The organism is Bhargavaea cecembensis (assembly GCF_001619585.1).
GTDB lineage: Bacteria > Bacillota > Bacilli > Bacillales_A > Planococcaceae > Bhargavaea > Bhargavaea cecembensis_A.
On sequence record NZ_LQNT01000011.1, the window covers coordinates 268057 to 284972 of the forward strand.

The following is a 16916-nucleotide window of genomic DNA, read 5'->3' on the forward strand; positions in this document are numbered from 1 at the left end:
CCCTCCTACAACTTCTTCATTTGTTTCCTAAGGGCTTCTCGGCCCCTATGTATGCGCGTCTTTACTGTGCCCAGCGGAAGCTCAAGGATTTCGCTGATCTCCTGGAGCGGCAGTTCTTCGATGTAACGGAGCACGATCGCCGACCGGTATTTGTCCGGAAGGCGGCTGATTTCATACTGCACGCGCTCCTGCTGTTCCATCTTCTCGACTTCCTCTTCCGGCAGCGGCGAATCATGGGCGAGGCTGGAGTAATGATCCAGTCCGTCGGTCCCGGGCACCGGTGCATCCAGGAACGTATCCGGCTTTTTCTTGCGGATCCGGTCGATGCAGAGGTTGGTCGCGATACGGTACAGCCACGTTGAGAACTTTCGCTTCTGGTCGAAGGTGTGCAGGTTGATGTACGCCCTGATAAACGCTTCCTGCGCGATATCCTCGGCTTCATGCCGATTGCCCAGCATCCGATAGCATACTTGGTATAGCCGGTTCTGATAGAGGGAAACGATTTCTTCGAACGCCGACTGGTCCCCCTTCAGGACTTGTTTGATTCGTTTTTTGACGATGTCTTCCATTGTTCTCGATTTCCCCCCGCTTCATGCGGCTAGTTGGTATACGGACGGGCAAACCAAAGGGTTTCACTTTTTCCGTGAAAAAGTTTGAATTCAGATTACCCTTTTTGGCCGTACGGCTACGATTCCACATATTGTCTACATTGTATCAAAGGAAAATCTAAAAATCTTGAAAAACCAAAAAACCGATTCCCAGGGTCGGGAACCGGTCAAAATGCCTTTAAATCAAGGTTTCGCCGAACAATGAGCCCATCAGGCCGACGGCAACGTCTGCTGTTTTATTGCGCTCATCAAGAATTGGATTCACCTCGACAAATTCGGCCGATGTGATGCGGCCGGTTGAATGGAGCATCTCCATTGCCAGGTGGCTTTCCCGGTAGCTGAGGCCGCCCTGTACCGGTGTGCCGACGCCCGGCGTATACAGCGGATCGAGTCCGTCCAGGTCGAGCGACAGGTGAACGCCGTCCACGCCCCGCTCTTCCAGATAGCTGATGGCGTCCTGCATGATCTCGGTCATGCCGTCCCGGTCGATTTCATGCATCGTGTACACCCGGATGCCCTTTTCCCTGACGAGTTCGCGCTCTCCCGGATCGATCGAGCGTGCGCCGATGACAACAATGTTTTCCGGCTTCACCTTCGGACCGCCGCCGATTGAAGTGAGGTCCGAGTGGCCGAGACCCATCGCTACGGCCAGCGGCATCCCGTGGATGTTCCCGGACGGAGAGGTTTCCGCTGTGTTCAGGTCGGTATGTGCGTCATACCAGATCACCCCGAGGTTGCTGTAGTGTTCGTTCAGCCCGGCAAGTGTGCCGATTGCAATGCTGTGGTCACCGCCAAGGACCAGCGGGAATCGCCCGTCGCGGACCGTCTCAGATACCTTCCCGGCGAGCTTCCGGTTCCCTTCGGTGACCGCTTTCAGGTTCTTCAGGTTCGTGCCCGACACTTCGCGCGGTGCATCCATGTCGACCGGGATATCCCCTTCATCCCTTACGCTATGCCCGAGTGCCTCGATCCGCTCCACGACGCCCGCATAGCGGATTGCACTCGGCCCCATGTCGACCCCGCGCCGGCTCTGGCCGAAATCCGCCGGAACCCCGATAATGGAAATTTCTTTGTGACTGTTCATGCTGCCATCCCCCTTTTCCGATCTTGGCTACTATTATGAATCGAAATAGGCAGATGGCTCAACCGGACAAAGATTAGGATATTTATTCATCGGAAGAGTCTGTCTGTTCCGCTATAATGGCCGTATACCGCATGGAACAAGGGGGATATTTCAAGATGATCATGGGGCTGTATGAGGCTCATCTGCCGGTCAGAGACCTGGAACGATCGCTGAAGTTTTACACCGGCCTAGGGCTTGAAGTTGCGCACACCCACGGGGAGAATCTGGCTTTTCTGTGGATCGAGAAAGACAAAAGCTGGCTCGGGCTATGGCAAAGCGACAAGGTTGAATTGGACTATCATCCATCTATTCGTCACATCGCCTTTCAGGTGTCCCTCGAAGGATTAAAAGATGCTGTCAGCTGGCTCAGGGACAGGGGATACGAGCCGCGGGAAGCATTCGGATTCGAGCCGGACGAACCCTTCGTCATGCCGCAGCAAGACTATGCACATGCCAAAATTCATTTTAACGACCCGGACGGAAACAGCCTGGAGTTCATCTGCAAGATGAACAACCCCAACAAGCTGACAGAACGGATGACACTTAGCCAATGGGAGAAACTGAACGCATAATCATACCCGGACAGAGGAAGAAACGTTCTTCCCCGATCCGGGTTCGTTGTTTTCGTTCAGCACCGGACGTATCTGCGCTTGAACCCGAGCCGTCCCTTGTCCAGGTCTTTACGGATATTGTCGTAGGCATTCAGGAAGCTGCTTTTCTTGTTCGGCCGCTTCATCTCGACAGTACCGACTTCCCGTGCGGTCGCGAGCGCCTCTTCACTGAGCGGACTGTAAGAGATTCCTACTGTATAAAGGAAGTTGTTCATTGCTGATTTTGTTCGCTCCGGAGCGTCATGGATGCCATTTTTCACGGCCTCCAGCATACCGGAAAGCTTGCTCTCGGAGAATTCATGGTCCGGGCGGCTGCCGAGCAGCCAGCAATAGCAGCTCCAGCCCGCCGACATCCTCAGCTCCTCGCCGCTCGCGATCCATTTGTCGGCGATGTCCTGTGCCAAAGGAGACTCTGACAGGGTGACGGCCACCACGTAATCGGACAGCATATAGAAATATGCCCCGTCCATCCATCTGTCAAAATCGGCTTCCGTCATGGCTTTCGGGTCTGCGGTGATTCCCGCGAAATACATGGCGTCATAATTGCCCGTCGCGTAAAGTTCCTCCGCCAGGGGCTGGTTGATCTTGATTTGCCTCGACATCGGCCTCATCGCACCTGTGGCGACGCCAAACAGCGGCTCATGCGCGCCGTTGGATAGGTAAATCTTTTTCATCCGTTCTTTGCCCATGGATTCTAGTTCCTGCATGACAGATTGAACATCCATTGTGAATGACTTCCTTCCGGCTTTTTGATAGCTCCCGTGTTTCCGGTCTTTTCCATATTCTTTTTATAGGTTAAGCTATAAACAACATGATAGAGGAGATGGGAGCATTGACCAACCTTGGCGACCTTGTAGTGACCATTTTTTATCTGGCGGTTGCAGCAGTCATCATCACCGCTGTTGTCCTGTTCAGCCGCTCCCACAGAAAGCAGAAAGAGCAATTGGACAGAATCGAGGATCAGTTGAATCATCTAATAAAGAAATAAAGCCGGCATGCCTCCTGTAACGGGCGGTATGCCGGCTTGTATTCTTTAATCCCTGTCCATCAGCCGCTCCAGGTGCAGTTTTACTTCCGGCCATTCGCGGTCGATGATCGAGTAGAGGTGGACGTCGCGCGGTTTGCCGTTGGAGCGGATGCGTTCGTTCCGCATGACGCCTTCCTGCTTGGCGCCGATCCGCCCGAGTGCTTTCTGTGATCGCACATTCTCCGAATCGGTCTTGAATTGGACCCGGATCATGTCCATTTCTTCAAAGCAGCGGCGGAGCAACAGATACTTCGACGTGGTGTTCACGTGAGTCCGCTGGTATGCCTTGCCGTAGAATGTGGACCCGATTTCGCACAGCTTGTTGAATGGGTCGATGCCGAAAATCCGGGTCGTCCCCATCATGACTCCCGTGCCTGCCTCTTCCACCGCAAACGCCAAACAGCTGTCACCGGTCTCCATTGCGACAATCCCTGTTTCAAGCCACTGGTCAAAACGCTCTTTCGTCTCGACCTGGTTCAGCATAAAGAAGAAAATATCGGGTGAATACAGTTCCCAGAGCGCATCGAAATCTCCGCGCTCCAGCGGCCGGAGCCTGACACCATTCATCTCGAGGACCGGCACGGGCCCACCTCCCTGTTTAAATCAGGTTTACGCTTGTGTCCGGAACGTCGTCTCTGTCACTGCCGGCTGTGTCTCCGTGATCACTTCGCCGTTGCGGACCGACAGGAGTACCGGCGCCTGTGTGCGGACCGCCTCATACTCCGAGTCGGCATCGATGACGATCAGGTTGGCCGGATTGCCTTCCTTCACACCGTATTCGTCGTCACCGAGATGGAGGGCCTTGGCCCCGTTGACACTGATCAGGTCGAGCGCCTTCACGATATGCGCATAGTCGGTCATGTGGCAGGCGTGCAGACCTGCATCGACCACACTCATCAGTTCACCGTTGCCGAGCGGGTACCAAGGGTCCACGATTGAGTCGAGCCCGAAACAGACATTGATGTCTTCCGCGAGCATCTCCTTGACCCTTGTCAATCCGCGGCGCACCGGATGTGCGTCAAAACGGCCCTGCAGATGCAGGTTCGCCTTCGGCAGCGAAACGAAATGGATACCTGCTTTTTTCAGCGTCTGGAACAGCTTATAGGTATAGGCATTGCTGTAGGAAGCCATCGCAGTCGTGTGGCTCGCCGTCACCCGGTCGCCCATGCCCCTGCGGAGTGCCTCTCCCGCCAGCACTTCCAGGTAGCGCGACTGGTCATCGTCAATTTCATCGCAATGGATGTCGACCAGCTTGTCGTACTCCTGCGCAAGGTCCAGCGCGCGGATGACCGATTTGACGCCCTCTTCCCGGGTGAGCTCATAGTGCGGGATGCCGCCGATGACGTCCGCTCCCATCTCGATCGCCCGGATCAGCAGCTCTTCGCCGTCCGGCTTCGTGTAGAGCCCTTCCTGAGGAAACGCCACTAGCTGCAGGTCCACCCACGGCTTTACTTCCTCTTTTACTTCAAGCAGTGCTTCCATGCCCTTCAGTGTCGGGTCGCTGACATCGACGTGCGTACGGACGTGCTGGATGCCGTTTTTCACCTGTAGTTCGATCGCCCGGAGCGCGCGCTTTTTCAGGTCATCTTTTGTTTCATTCAATAGCTGTTTGCGCTCCGCCCAGATCTCGATCCCTTCAAAGACCGACCCCGACTTACTCCACCTTGGTGTGCCTGCTGTGAATACGTAGTCCAGATGAATATGCGGCTCCACGTAAGGCGGCAGGACCAATTTGCCTTCCAGGTCTCTAACATCCTTGTCTGACACGTCTGCCTCGCCGGCAGCGGTCACCGACCGGATCCGGCCATCCTCAATATCGATCTTCCATAGGCCTTCAAGGCCGTACAGTTTCGCGTTATTCAGAATCAACGTCGAATCCTCCTCTCGATTTTTCCATGTCTATTATATCAATCTCCGTCATGGAATCCCGCCGGACCGCACTTCGGCAGCCCTCCCCATAAAGTGGCAGTCATACCCCTCTGTTTAACGGGTATAGAGGTGGGGTAGATACCTCGGACGGAAAGGCGGAGATGCCGATGTTCGGCCTTAACGATTTAATATCATTGGTCATTTCGGCATTTATCATCCTGCCGGTCGTCATTTTTATGCGAGAGCTCGGCTATGTGATCATGAGCGCGATCTTCGGCGTGGTGAACCCTCGCCTCACGATCGGGTCCGGACCGCGCTTATTCAAGTTCTGGATTTTTGATGTCCGGAAGTATTACCACCTTTACAGCTGGTACTCTTATGATGACCTAAAACGGAAAGGTAAATTCGCTTACGTGCTCATCTATGCGGGACCGATCCTGATCAACCTGGTTCCTGCACTGATTCTGAACGCGTTAATCGCAAACGATATTGTCACTGAATACGAGACTTTCTGGAACCGGTTCCTGTTTTATCAGTTCTATTACGTGCTGTTCGACATCGTACCGATGAAAACAATTAACGGCATGCCGAACAACGGCATGATCATCTATGAGATGCTCCGCTACGGCAAGCGTGTCGATTACAACAATGAGCCGTTTATCCCCTCCACCTCAGAGGTTGAGGAGGAGTACCGGCATGAGATGGAGGAACTCGAGGAGCAGGTGGAGGAGATGGAAGAAGCGGCTGAGGATATGAAAGAAACCTCCGGGAACAAGGGAACCAGACATGAAGACGACGTAGACGAGAAGGATCGCGAAGAGCGGACGACGGGCGGGTGGTAAGACGATACGATATGAAGGCAAACGAAAAAACGCCTTCCCGATGCCGGGAAGGCGTTCCGTATGAGCCATGCAGGGCTCGAACCTGCGACCCTCTGATTAAAAGTCAGATGCTCTACCAACTGAGCTAATGGCTCATGAAAATAAAAAAATGGCTGGGGTAGCTGGATTCGAACCAACGAATGACGGAGTCAAAGTCCGTTGCCTTACCGCTTGGCTATACCCCAACGCTATGAAGTGTTGCCTTTTTAATGTTACCCGGGAACGGGAATTTTAAACATAAAAAGTGGTGGAGGGGGGCAGATTCGAACTGCCGAACCCGAAGGAGCGGATTTACAGTCCGCCGCGTTTAGCCACTTCGCTACCCCTCCGTAATATATGACCCCTACGGGATTCGAACCCGTGTTACCGCCGTGAAAGGGCGGTGTCTTAACCGCTTGACCAAGGGGCCGTGTCTCAATCGGACAACGTTTATATTAGCAAAGAAAAACTGCCCATGCAACCCATTTTTTGAAGTCGGAATATTTATTTTTGAAAGGTGTCGATAAAGGGCGATTTTGGTGGAATCAGCTCAAGGGTTTGCGGAAGATTGAGCACCGTTTGTGGTGGTTAACACAACGTTTTGCTTTTATAACGCAACATTTCATAGTCATAAAGCAACGTTCACACACCGAACCGCTATTCGGTACCTTTCCCCTTCACGCCGGAAATTTTCCGCAAAGCCCTTCCCTGATGTTTCCATCTTATCCTTCCCGTGATGATAGAATAAAGTGAACTGCTTGCAAGGGGGAGATCGGATGAATTTGGCTTTATACGAGGCGGCTCTGGAACGGATCAGCGGGCTTTTCGGCGAGGATGCGACCGGGCACGATGTCCACCACACGCTCCGGGTATATCGGATGGCGATGCGGCTCGCGGAAGCGGAAGGCGCTGACCGGGAACTTGCGGGGCTCGCCGCGATGCTCCACGACGCGGACGATCCGAAGCTTTTCGATAGCGGGGACGGCCTGCCGAATGCACGGGCATTCATGAAGGAGCAAAGGATCGCGCCTGCCCGTGCGGAGGCAGTCTGCACGATCATCAGTGAAGTCTCCTTCAGTAAGAATGGAGCCAAGCGACCGTCGACGATTGAGGGAATGGTTGTCCAGGATGCCGACCGGCTTGATGCAATCGGCGCCATCGGAATCGCCCGCACATTCGCCTTCGGCGGCCACCGCGGCCAGGCGATCCATGACCCGAACCGCACGTCCGGCACCTCCATCGCCCACTTTCATGAAAAGTTGCTGAAGCTGAAAGATCTGATGAACACGGATGAAGCCAGGCGGATCGCGGAAGAAAGGCACCGGTTTATGGAGGCGTTTTTGCTGGAATTCCGGGAGGAGTGGGATGGCACCCGCTGATTCCTCCCCTTCTTCGCGACCAACAAATGCCATTAATTGAGGAGCCATGAGCCATGACCCAACATTCACATCAAGTCCTCGCCCTGATGGAGGACGCTGATTTCACTGTATTGGATGATCACTTCAACCGCTTCAACCCATTTAAAATTCTCCAGGTCGATAACTATGAAATCCGCCATTCCAATGTGCTTGGCTGGCTGATGGACCCGGCCGGGAATCACAACCTGGGCCCTTACTTCGCGAAAAAGATGATCACTAAAGTGTTTACGAACCCGGCGAATACAGAAGACGAAGACAAGCTGTCCAATTACAATGTCCTGGAGATATCCAGCCATCCCTACCATGACCTCACCGTTTACAAGGAGCTGCAGACTTCCAACCGGAAGAGGATCGACCTGTTTGCCGTATCTGATCTCCATAAAATCGTCCTGCTGATTGAAAACAAGTATTGGTCCGGCGAATCGGAAGGCCAGCTTGAGGAGTATATTGAATACGCCAGATCGGTCTATGAAGAATATAAGATCATCCCGATTTTCCTGACCCTCCAGGACGAGGAACCGACGCACGAAGATTATCTGATGCTCGGCTATTCGGATATACTCGCGATTCTGGAGCAGCTCCTTGAAACGCGGAAGGAGTATATGAACGCGCACATACATAGTTTCATTTCGTATTACACCGACATCCTGGAAGATCAGCTTGTCGAGAATGAAAAACTGAACGCCATCGGGATGGACCTTTACAGAAATCATAAGGAAGCAGTTGACCTCTTGCATTCGCTCCGGCTAACTCCTGTTGAAAAGGAAGATATCCTGCTCAGCACCTATCGGCGGCATAAGGAAACCATTGATTTCATCAAGAGTGTCGGGGACAGCATCCTGAAAGAGGCGTTCCTGAAGTTCGCCCGAAAACACAAGTGGCCAGAACACCTATACACAGCCCATTTCCGGACACCCAATTTCCTTGAACCGGTATGGTTTGACCACTACGGGGAAAACGACCTGCGGAAAAACTGGTGGATGAACAGAGGATTGATCGCCTGGTTTGAAAGAGCTGGCGACCGGCTCAAATTGAGAGTGGAGGTCGGCCCGCTCGAACACGAACTGCGCGTCAGGCTGCTTCGTGGCCTGGCCGCCAGGGGCCTGGATATCAAGGAACAGGCTTTCGAGGAAAGCAGTCAGTACACCCGCATCTATATGGATGCCGACGCACCCGAATCCTGGGAAGACGTCAGCGATCTCGCTCGGATCATGGAACGTCTTTATCAGAAAGAAGCTTTCCAATCCTTACTTCGCCTCGCCAACGATGCGGTGATCAACGGCGAAGTTGTTGTACAGAACAGGGTTGCAGACGGGACGCCTTTAGAGCAAGCATTCCGGCAGTTTCTCGGGGCCAAGGACATCCTACACTATCAGATCCACCACCGGCTGCCCAACTTCGTCGAATCGGAGTGGACCCGCTTCCCTGACGGCTACTGGCTGACCGAGAAATACTGGCTCGGGTACCCGGTCATCGCCTGGTTCCGGCTGAGGAACTCCACACTTCGCCTGATCATCGAAGTCGGTCCCCTTCCCTCCAGGGAGAGAAACCATTTTCTGTCTCTGCTTGAGGAAGAAGGCGTACAGGTCCGTGCGCTGGCTTACGAAGAAGGAAGGAAATACACCCGGATCTTCTCCCGCGCCGTTCCTGTCGGAAATATCGAGGATGCGAATAAACTGAGAACCGCAATGGTTCAATTGATGGACGGCGCGGAATATGGTGATATGCGTGACCGAATACAACGGGCTATTGGGTCATTATAAGAAGAGGCATCATCCGGAATGTGAACCGGATGATGCCTCTTCATTATGTTGAAAGTGACGAAAGGCGGCTCGAAAGTGAAGAATCATGCCCTGAAAGTGAAGAATCCAGTCTTGAAAGTGAAGAACCATGCCCTGAAAGTGACGAATGATTCCCGCCCCGCCCGATCACCTCTTATGCAAATCACTTGGCTGAGCAGCATCCCGGGTCACCTTGATGTCCCACGTAATGATTGTCGTGCTGTCTCTGACGCCGTTTTGCCGGATGGTTTCCAATATGGAATGGACGGCATCAGCAGCCGGAACTCCCCCATCAAACGCCTGATCGATTCGGACAGGATCGAAGAAAGGAGCACCTGGGCATTCGACCAGGCCGTCGGTCGTCAGGAACAGCCGGTTTTCGCCTTTCCGGAGCTCTCTCGTGCCAATCGTGTAACAGGGTGCTTCCTGCGCGAATGTGTTTACTTGGCCGATCCATTCATAGAATTGCCGCTGGTTGATCTGATATTGCCCCATACGTGCAAGCTCCGGATGAAATAGGTAAAGCAGGCAGTCTCCGACGGACAGCCACCATACAAACCGCCCTTTTCTTGCTGCGATCAGGCATGCGGTTTCCCCTTTGACCTTCCGGCAGGTGGCCAGAAACTCATCGGACATGAACATGTCCAGTATTTTTTCTTCCAGCCCTCTGAATGCATCATATACTTCCGGCAATGCGAGCAGCCGTCTGATGGCAACTTCCTCTTGACCGAACAATTCCAGGACGGCCCCGGCACTCTCGGCTGAATAGTGGGCATCCAGAACCACCGCGAGTTCCCAGCCCTCCTCCCGGCTGAACCAGACCAGACATCCGTCTTCATTCTTTGATTGACCGGCAGTTGAATTTCCGCCGTACCGCCCCACCACGATATGATTCAATTGAAGAACGTCCGGCTGGCCGACAAAGTCATCCTGGCTGCCTACCCAGTTAAACGAAGTCATACGGGGTTTTTCTCCATGTAATCTTTCAGTCGTACGCAAAGGCGGACTACCTCTTCGTTATCCCCCATCGGTGCGCCTTCCCAGTCGTAGACTTCAGATGGCCCCCAATATTCCCGCGGCGTGCCCGGATAACGTGCCACCAGATGCATATGAAGATGAGGAACTGCATTGCCTGAGACGAATGAATAGATGTGCTCGGCGTTTTCCGATTCCTTCAGGGCTTTGCTCACCCGGGCCATCGCGATCCCGAACGCCTTGGCCTCATCAAGAGTCAGGTCGGCCAGCGTAGGGACATGCCGCTTTAGATCGACCATGATGTGTCCCAGGTAGTTCGGCTGGCCGCCCCTGTCGATATGCCCGATGTACACATGCTCATCTTCATAAATCACCGCTCCGGACGTTTCAATGTTCCCTGCGTGTTTGTCGCAGATAAAGCATTCCCCCATCTTCCCTGCCCCCTTATTAGTAGTACGGGTATCCTTCTTTGTATGAGCGTGCATTTCCTTCAATGAATCGAAAAGCCATCATCCGCGGCAGTCGGATGATGGCTTTGATTGATCGAAAGTGACGAATCGCGTCTTGAAAGTGACGAAAGGGGCCGTGAAAGTGATGAATGATCTCTTGAAAGTGACGAATCACTCATCGAAAGTGACGAATGCCCGTCTCGCCGTGTCGGGATTCGATTATCCTGACATCTTCAATTTCTTTGCAAAGTAGTTTCCAAGGGACTGAATAATTTGCACGAGGACGATCAGGATGATGACTGTTCCAAACATAACCGGCATATCCCATTGCTGATAGCCGTATCTGAGTGCGAGGTCGCCCAGTCCACCGGCCCCGATCACACCCGCCATTGCAGTAGCGCCGATCAGACCGATCAAGGCAATGGTCATGCAAAGCAAAATTCCAGGCCGTGCCTCCCTGATCATGATCCTCAAAATGATTTGAAAACGGGAAGCCCCCATCCCTCTGTACGCCTCGATAATTCCATAATTGACTTCCAGGAAAGCCGTTTCAACGAGTCTGGCAATGTATGGGGCAATATAGACGATGAGCGGTACGATGGCCCCCCGGATCCCGATGGACGTCCCGACAATCAGCTCCGTAAACGGGATAATGGCAAGCATTAGAATAATAAATGGCAGCGATCGGATAATGTTGACGATGGTGTTTAATAATTGGAAGATCCACTTATTGGGATATAAATGATTCGGCCTCGTCACAACGAGCAATACCCCAAGAGGAATTCCTATGACGGTCGCAATGACCAATGAAACAATGACCATGACAAGCGTCTCGTATAAAGAGATGCCAAACAGCGGAGCCAGCTCATCCATTCGATCCAACATGGCTATACCAATACCTCCTTAGGTTTCCCGCTGATTTCCCTGATGACTTCCACACGGTATACCTTTTCTTCGAGGTAAGAGATGGCCTGCTTTAATTTGTCGGCATCACCGGAAAGATGTACGAACAAAATGCCCAAAGGTGTTCCTTTCAAATACGTGATGGAGCCATGAACAATATTGGAAGTGACGGAATAGCTGGAGGCCACCTCACTCAAAACAGGATCTAGAGCCGTATCTCCCCGGAAAGCCAACCGAAGAATATAAGATGGCTCATCTCCTTGTAACGCAGTCAGCATATCCTCTGTAATCATGTTTTCGTAGACGTTCCCTACAAAATGATTGGTTGTTTCTTGCACCGGATTGCTGAAGATATCGAGTACTGTCCCCTGTTCAATGATTTCTCCCTTTTCCATGACAGCCACTCGGTCACATACTTTTTTGATGACTTCCATCTCATGGGTAATCAAAACAATGGTCAAACCGAGCTTTTTATTAATATCCAGCAGCAATTTCAATATGGAATCCGTCGTTTTTGGATCTAAAGCAGACGTTGCCTCATCGCACAGAAGGATATCCGGATCCATCGCCAACGCCCGGGCAATCCCGACGCGCTGTTTTTGCCCCCCCGAAAGATTGGCCGGATATTGGTCCGCCTTATCTTCCAGGCCAACAAGCAACAGCAAGTCCTTAACCTTTTTATTGATCTCCTGTTTCGGGACACCATTCATCCGCAAGATCTCAGCTACATTATCAAACACGTTATAGGAGGAGAGTAAGTGGAATTGCTGAAAAATGATGCCGATCTTTTTCCTGACATTCCGCAATTCCCTTTCCTTTAGAGTCAGTAAATCCTTCCCGTTAATCGATACCTCGCCGGATGTCGGTTCTTCAAGAAGATTAATGATCCGGAGCAGCGTGCTTTTGCCCGCTCCGCTAAACCCGATAATCCCGAAGATTTCCCCTTCCTTAACCTCAATATTGATGTTTTTCAAGGCTTCGACTTTTGTTTTCCGGTCATAAAAAGTCTTGGTGATGTTCTTCAGTTCAATCATTGTCATCCCCCTTACTCATCCTGGAAAGGGTCATCTGTCACAACAATTACACCTTCATATCTCTCTTCTATGAACGCCTTCACTGCTTCCGAATGATACAGTTCCGTTATTCTTTTATAATCCGGGTTCTCTTTGTCTTCTTCCCTTGAAGCCACAACCATTGGAAATTCCATGCCGGTTTCCAAATAGATGGCTTCTTCCAATGGATTGATCCCCTGATCGATCGCATGTGTGCTTGCCACGACGCCCGCATCAATGCTGCCCAGCGTACGCAGCATGAGTGGCCCTTCTATTTCCATGAACTCGAATTTTTTCGGATTCTCTTTAATATCATTTAATTTTGGAAGTCCGTCTGTCTCCTCTACTTGAAGCAATTCGACCTCTTCGTATAAAAGGAGAGAGCGGCCAATATTCACGGGATCGTTTACAATCCCTAATGTTGACCCCTCAGGTATTTCATCAATACTTTCATACTTTTCCGAGTAGATCCCATACGTACTATTGTAAGTTGTTCCTACCGCCGCGAGAGAATCATTACGATCTTCTATATAATTCTCCAGGAACTGTTTTGTCTGGAACATGTTCAGATCCAGCTCGCCGCTGCTTAAAGTCCGATTCGGTGTGATATAGTCATTAAATTTAACTACTTTTAATTCGATGCCTTCCTTTGCGGCTTCTTCCTTCACAATTTCTGTGATTTCTTCCGGAGGTCCTCCGGTTACTCCGATTTTTATCGTCCGATCTCCACCGTCTTCGGAAGCATTTGAACTTGAACATCCGGCAAGGAATAGTGAAACTGCAAGAACTGCCCACCATTTTTTACTCATGATCTGTCCCCCCTCTTTTCCAGTCGCCCATCGTGAACCTTCAATATTGTTCCTTCATCTTTCCTTCTGAACTATCCCTGTCTAAGAAATAGTGGCATCTACAGTACCCCATCCAGGCACTTAGATTGGCCCTTCAGTTCCCAGTCGGAACCGACGCTTCCTCCGCCCTCTTCACTTCCAGCGCCTTCAGCTCCCGGCGGAGGATCTTGCCTGAGATCACCGTTTTCGGCAGGTCGTCCATGACCTCAATCTCGCGCGGAGCGGCGTGGGCGGCGAGGCCCCGCTTCACAAACTGCCGGATGTCCTCCAACAGCTCAGCTGACTCTTTAAAGCCAGGGCGGAGCGTAATGAAAGCCTTGACGATTTCTCCGCGGACCGGGTCGGGCTTGCCGATGACGCCGGCTTCAGCTACAGCCGGGTGCTCGATTAGCTTGCTTTCAACTTCGAACGGTCCGATGCGCTCACCCGAAGAGTTGATCATGTCGTCGTCCCGGCTCTGGAAGAAGACGTAGTCGTCTTCGTCCTGGTAGGCCAGGTCACCGGACAGGTACCAGCCTTCGTATTTGAAGTAGGCATCGAAGCGGTCTTTGTTCCCCCAGATTTCTTTCATGAGGCCGGCCCACGGGGTCTTGATCGCCAGCTGGCCGACTTCGCCGCGCGGCAGTTCCTGCCCGTTTTCATCAAGGATGCCGACGGTGATGCCCGGGAACGGGCGGCCCATCGAGCCGGGCTTGATCGGCTCGGCCGGCAGGTTCACGATCAGATGGCCGCCGGTTTCGGTCATCCACCACGTGTCATGGATGCGGACGCCGAGTTCGTTCCATGCCCAGTGGATGACTTCCGGATTGAGCGGCTCACCGACACTCAGGATGTGGCGGAGCGAGGACAGGTCGAATTGTTTGAGCGCATCGCCTTTTGACAGCAGCATCCGGAAGGCGGTCGGCGCGCTGTACCAGATCGTCACACCAAACTCTTCGATGAGACGGTACCAGTCTTCAGCCTTGAAGCGGCCGCCCTGGATGATGACCGTCGCGCGGTTGAGCCACGGCGCGAACAGGCCGTAGACGCTGCCGGTTACCCAGCCCGGGTGGGATGTGCACCAGTAGACGTCGTCGTCTTTCACATCAAGCACCCATTTGCCCGAGACATAGTGATGGGACACGGCGCGGTGCGCATGAAGGACGCCCTTCGGCTTGCCGGTCGATCCGCTCGTGTAGTGGATCAGCATGCCGTCTTCCGGCCCGACCCACTCGGTCAACTCCTCGCCCGGAGCGGCGTCCACTTTCTCCGCTTCGATTTCATCTTCGTATAGGACTGTCTTGAGAGATGGGATCTCTTCACGCGGGACGCGCTTGCCGAGCTCCCGGTCCGTAATGAGGAGGGTCCCGCTGCAGTCGTTGATCCGGTCCTTGACCGCTTCTTCCATGAAGGCCTCGAACAGAGGACCGGCGATGGCGCCAATCTTGATGACCGACAAAATGGCGATGTAGCATTCCGGTGTTTTCGGCAGGAAGACGAAGACCCGGTCGCCTTTTTTCACGCCGTGCTTTTTCAGCACCCGTGCATAGTGGTCCGTCTTCTCTTTCACTTCACGGAATGTCAGCGACCGGCGTTCGTCCCCGTTCGCATAGTGAAGAGCAATCTTGTCACCGTAGCCCTCATCGACATGGCGGTCGACCGTGGCATACGCCGCGTTCACTTTTCCGGCTTTCCAGAACAGCTCGCCCGATGCGTCCTCCCAGATGAATGTGTTCCGGATCTCGTCATAGTTTCCCAGGTTATAGTTGCCCGGCAGCGGTGCCAGGACTTTTTCTTTTACGATGGTCATGCTATCTCCTCCTCATCAGGACCGGCTCAGGTCCAGGTTTTCCAGTATGTCAGTCTTCAGTTCTGCAAGACGGGTGCTGCCGCGGGGTCTCGGCCGCGGCTCCCCGACGTTGATTTCGCTCACGACTTCACCCGGCCGTCCGCGCAGGATGACAATCCTGTCGCACAGATACAACGCTTCGTCGATGTCGTGGGTGACGAGCACCATCGTTGTGCCCGCCTCTTTCCAGATGTCGAGCAGGAGGTCCTGCAGCTGCATCTTCGTGAAGGCGTCCAGCGCACTGAACGGTTCATCCAGAAGCAGGACCTCTGGAGAAGTGACGAGTGCCCGGGCAATTGCGACGCGCTGCGCCATGCCGCCGGACAGCTCCTTCGGATACAGGTTTTCGCTGTCTCCAAGCCCGACCTTCCTGAGGATCTCGCGGCCTTTTTTCTCCTTGTCTCCGGCCTTGCTGGACAATCCGAATGTGACGTTTTCCAAGACGGTCAGCCACGGGAATAGCCTCGGCTCCTGGAAGATGAACCCCGCGGACTCCTGCACGCCGTCCACCATTTTGCCGTTCAGACGGATCTCTCCGTCATAGTTTCCGTCCAGTCCCGAAATCGCCCGGAGCAGCGTGCTTTTCCCGCAGCCGCTCGTGCCGAGAAGGCCGATGATCTCGCCCTCCCCCGCGGACAGATTGACGTTCCGGACCGCTGTCTGGCCGTCGAATGTGCGGCCGACGTTTTTCAGTTCAAGTGCCATGGCCGAGGCCCCCTTTACCTAACTTTTATGATTGAACCGCGCGGTCCTGATAATGCAGGGCGCGCTCTTCGATGATTTTCAGAATCCAGTCGGACAGTTTGCCGATGACGGCGAACAGAATGATGCTCGCAATGATCGTTTCCGGCGACAGCGTGTTTTGGCCGACGACCAGCAGATAGCCCAGTCCCTGGCTCGCGCCCATCAGTTCTGCTGCGACGACGAACATCCAGCCGAGGCCGAGGCCGCTGCGAAGCCCGGTCAAGAACGACGGGAGCGCCGCCGGCAAGATGACGCGCGTGACCAGCTGGTAGGCGTTCAGGCCGTACATGCGGCCAACCTCGATCAGCTTTCGGTCAACACCGGCGATACCGCTCACCGTGTTCAGGTAAACCGGGAAAAACACGCCGACCGCGATCATCGTCACCTTGGACGGTTCGCCGATCCCCATCCAGAGGATGAAGAGCGGAACCCATGCAAGGGACGGGATTGAGCGGAAAGCCTGGATCGTCGGATCAAGCACATGCTCTGCCTTTTTGTAAAACCCGACGACGGAACCGAGGACGACCGCAACAAGCGACCCGATCAGGAACCCTGCGAACACCCGGTAGACCGTGATGCCGACATGGCTCCAAAGGGAACCGTCCTGCGCCATCCCGGTGATGGTCGACAAAATCACGCTCGGTGCCGGCAGCTGGTAAGCCGGGAAAACCTCCGCCCGGCTGAGCGCCTCCCATATGATGATGAGGGCCAGCGGCAGGATGCCGCCGAGCAACACTTTCTGGGTGCCGCCCGATTTGGAATTCACTTTATCCTTTGCCTGCCGGCTTGCGCCGGGAATCGATATTGCCTGTTTTACCAT

18 protein-coding genes and 4 tRNA genes are annotated in these 16916 nt (G+C 53.5%); 5 read left to right on the forward strand and 17 right to left on the reverse strand.

All coding sequences use genetic code 11. From position 1 onward, the window contains the following. Window positions 1–5 precede the first annotated feature (5 nt). Window positions 6–569 carry an RNA polymerase sigma factor SigW gene (sigW, locus tag AV656_RS11995; RefSeq protein ID WP_063182271.1) on the reverse strand — a complete coding sequence of 188 codons (564 nt, stop codon included), beginning with the start codon at window positions 567–569 and terminating at the stop codon, window positions 6–8. A gap of 217 nt (window positions 570–786) precedes the next feature. Beyond that, window positions 787–1692, reverse strand: coding sequence for an arginase (rocF, locus tag AV656_RS12000; RefSeq protein WP_063182272.1), 906 nt, complete (start codon window positions 1690–1692; stop codon window positions 787–789). 155 nt (window positions 1693–1847) lie between these two features. On the opposite strand from rocF, the gene AV656_RS12005 reads away from it, so the two are divergent. Further along, complete coding sequence (locus AV656_RS12005) at window positions 1848–2303, forward strand: VOC family protein (RefSeq protein WP_063182273.1); 456 nt, start codon at window positions 1848–1850, stop codon at window positions 2301–2303. Between the two features lie 56 nt (window positions 2304–2359). On the opposite strand, the gene AV656_RS12010 is transcribed toward AV656_RS12005, so the two are convergent. Next, complete coding sequence (locus AV656_RS12010; protein ID WP_063182274.1) at window positions 2360–3067, reverse strand: DNA alkylation repair protein; 708 nt, start codon at window positions 3065–3067, stop codon at window positions 2360–2362. A gap of 107 nt (window positions 3068–3174) precedes the next feature. On the opposite strand from AV656_RS12010, the gene AV656_RS16400 reads away from it, so the two are divergent. After that, window positions 3175–3330: a hypothetical protein gene (locus AV656_RS16400; protein WP_156484859.1), complete on the forward strand. Its 156-nt coding sequence runs from the start codon at window positions 3175–3177 to the stop codon at window positions 3328–3330. A 45-nt stretch (window positions 3331–3375) separates the two neighbouring features. On the opposite strand, the gene AV656_RS12015 is transcribed toward AV656_RS16400, so the two are convergent. Then, window positions 3376–3951: a GNAT family N-acetyltransferase gene (locus tag AV656_RS12015; RefSeq protein ID WP_231877283.1), complete on the reverse strand. Its 576-nt coding sequence runs from the start codon at window positions 3949–3951 to the stop codon at window positions 3376–3378. Window positions 3952–3978: 27 nt separating this feature from the next. Then, window positions 3979–5238 (reverse strand): cytosine deaminase, encoded by a 1260-nt coding sequence (codA, locus tag AV656_RS12020; protein WP_063182276.1) that lies wholly within the window; start codon window positions 5236–5238, stop codon window positions 3979–3981. A 167-nt stretch (window positions 5239–5405) separates the two neighbouring features. Here codA and AV656_RS12025 point away from each other — a divergent pair, with 167 nt between their 5' ends. Further along, a complete protein-coding gene (locus tag AV656_RS12025; protein ID WP_063182278.1) occupies window positions 5406–6080 on the forward strand; it encodes a hypothetical protein in 675 nt (224 codons plus the stop codon). Window positions 6081–6141: 61 nt separating this feature from the next. Here AV656_RS12025 and AV656_RS12030 read toward each other — a convergent pair. From AV656_RS12030 to AV656_RS12045, 4 genes are all read right to left on the reverse strand, one after another. Then, a tRNA-Lys gene (locus AV656_RS12030) sits at window positions 6142–6214 on the reverse strand. Window positions 6215–6229: 15 nt separating this feature from the next. Continuing rightward, window positions 6230–6304 (reverse strand) — tRNA-Gln (locus tag AV656_RS12035). Between the two features lie 60 nt (window positions 6305–6364). Continuing rightward, window positions 6365–6448: transfer RNA gene (locus tag AV656_RS12040), tRNA-Tyr, on the reverse strand. Between the two features lie 8 nt (window positions 6449–6456). Continuing rightward, a tRNA-Glu gene (locus AV656_RS12045) sits at window positions 6457–6528 on the reverse strand. Window positions 6529–6874: 346 nt separating this feature from the next. Here AV656_RS12045 and AV656_RS12050 point away from each other — a divergent pair. Both AV656_RS12050 and AV656_RS12055 read left to right on the forward strand, forming a co-directional pair. After that, window positions 6875–7477, forward strand: a complete 603-nt coding sequence (locus tag AV656_RS12050; RefSeq protein WP_063182280.1) for an HD domain-containing protein — start codon at window positions 6875–6877, stop codon at window positions 7475–7477. Window positions 7478–7530: 53 nt separating this feature from the next. Beyond that, a complete protein-coding gene (locus tag AV656_RS12055) occupies window positions 7531–9279 on the forward strand; it encodes a PD-(D/E)XK nuclease family protein (RefSeq protein ID WP_063182282.1) in 1749 nt (582 codons plus the stop codon). Window positions 9280–9444: 165 nt separating this feature from the next. On the opposite strand, the gene AV656_RS12060 is transcribed toward AV656_RS12055, so the two are convergent. The 8 genes from AV656_RS12060 to AV656_RS12095 all read right to left on the reverse strand — a co-directional run bounded on the left by AV656_RS12060 (window position 9445) and on the right by AV656_RS12095 (window position 16916). Next, on the reverse strand, window positions 9445–10257 hold the full coding sequence (locus AV656_RS12060) for a protein phosphatase 2C domain-containing protein (protein ID WP_063182284.1): 813 nt from the start codon (window positions 10255–10257) through the stop codon (window positions 9445–9447). Further along, entirely contained in the window at window positions 10254–10703 is a 450-nt protein-coding gene (locus AV656_RS12065; RefSeq protein WP_063182286.1) for an HIT family protein, read from the reverse strand. The genes AV656_RS12060 and AV656_RS12065 overlap by 4 nt, the downstream gene beginning before the upstream one ends. Before the next feature lie 237 nt (window positions 10704–10940). Next, a complete protein-coding gene (locus AV656_RS12070; protein ID WP_063182288.1) occupies window positions 10941–11606 on the reverse strand; it encodes a methionine ABC transporter permease in 666 nt (221 codons plus the stop codon). A 2-nt stretch (window positions 11607–11608) separates the two neighbouring features. Further along, window positions 11609–12658, reverse strand: coding sequence for a methionine ABC transporter ATP-binding protein (locus AV656_RS12075; RefSeq protein ID WP_063182290.1), 1050 nt, complete (start codon window positions 12656–12658; stop codon window positions 11609–11611). Window positions 12659–12669: 11 nt separating this feature from the next. Beyond that, window positions 12670–13485 carry a MetQ/NlpA family ABC transporter substrate-binding protein gene (locus tag AV656_RS12080; protein WP_063182293.1) on the reverse strand — a complete coding sequence of 272 codons (816 nt, stop codon included), beginning with the start codon at window positions 13483–13485 and terminating at the stop codon, window positions 12670–12672. A gap of 133 nt (window positions 13486–13618) precedes the next feature. Then, window positions 13619–15313: an acetate--CoA ligase gene (gene acsA, locus AV656_RS12085; protein WP_063182294.1), complete on the reverse strand. Its 1695-nt coding sequence runs from the start codon at window positions 15311–15313 to the stop codon at window positions 13619–13621. A gap of 15 nt (window positions 15314–15328) precedes the next feature. Beyond that, window positions 15329–16057, reverse strand: coding sequence for an ABC transporter ATP-binding protein (locus AV656_RS12090; RefSeq protein ID WP_063182297.1), 729 nt, complete (start codon window positions 16055–16057; stop codon window positions 15329–15331). Window positions 16058–16082: 25 nt separating this feature from the next. Next, window positions 16083–16916 carry an ABC transporter permease gene (locus tag AV656_RS12095; RefSeq protein WP_063182299.1) on the reverse strand — a complete coding sequence of 278 codons (834 nt, stop codon included), beginning with the start codon at window positions 16914–16916 and terminating at the stop codon, window positions 16083–16085.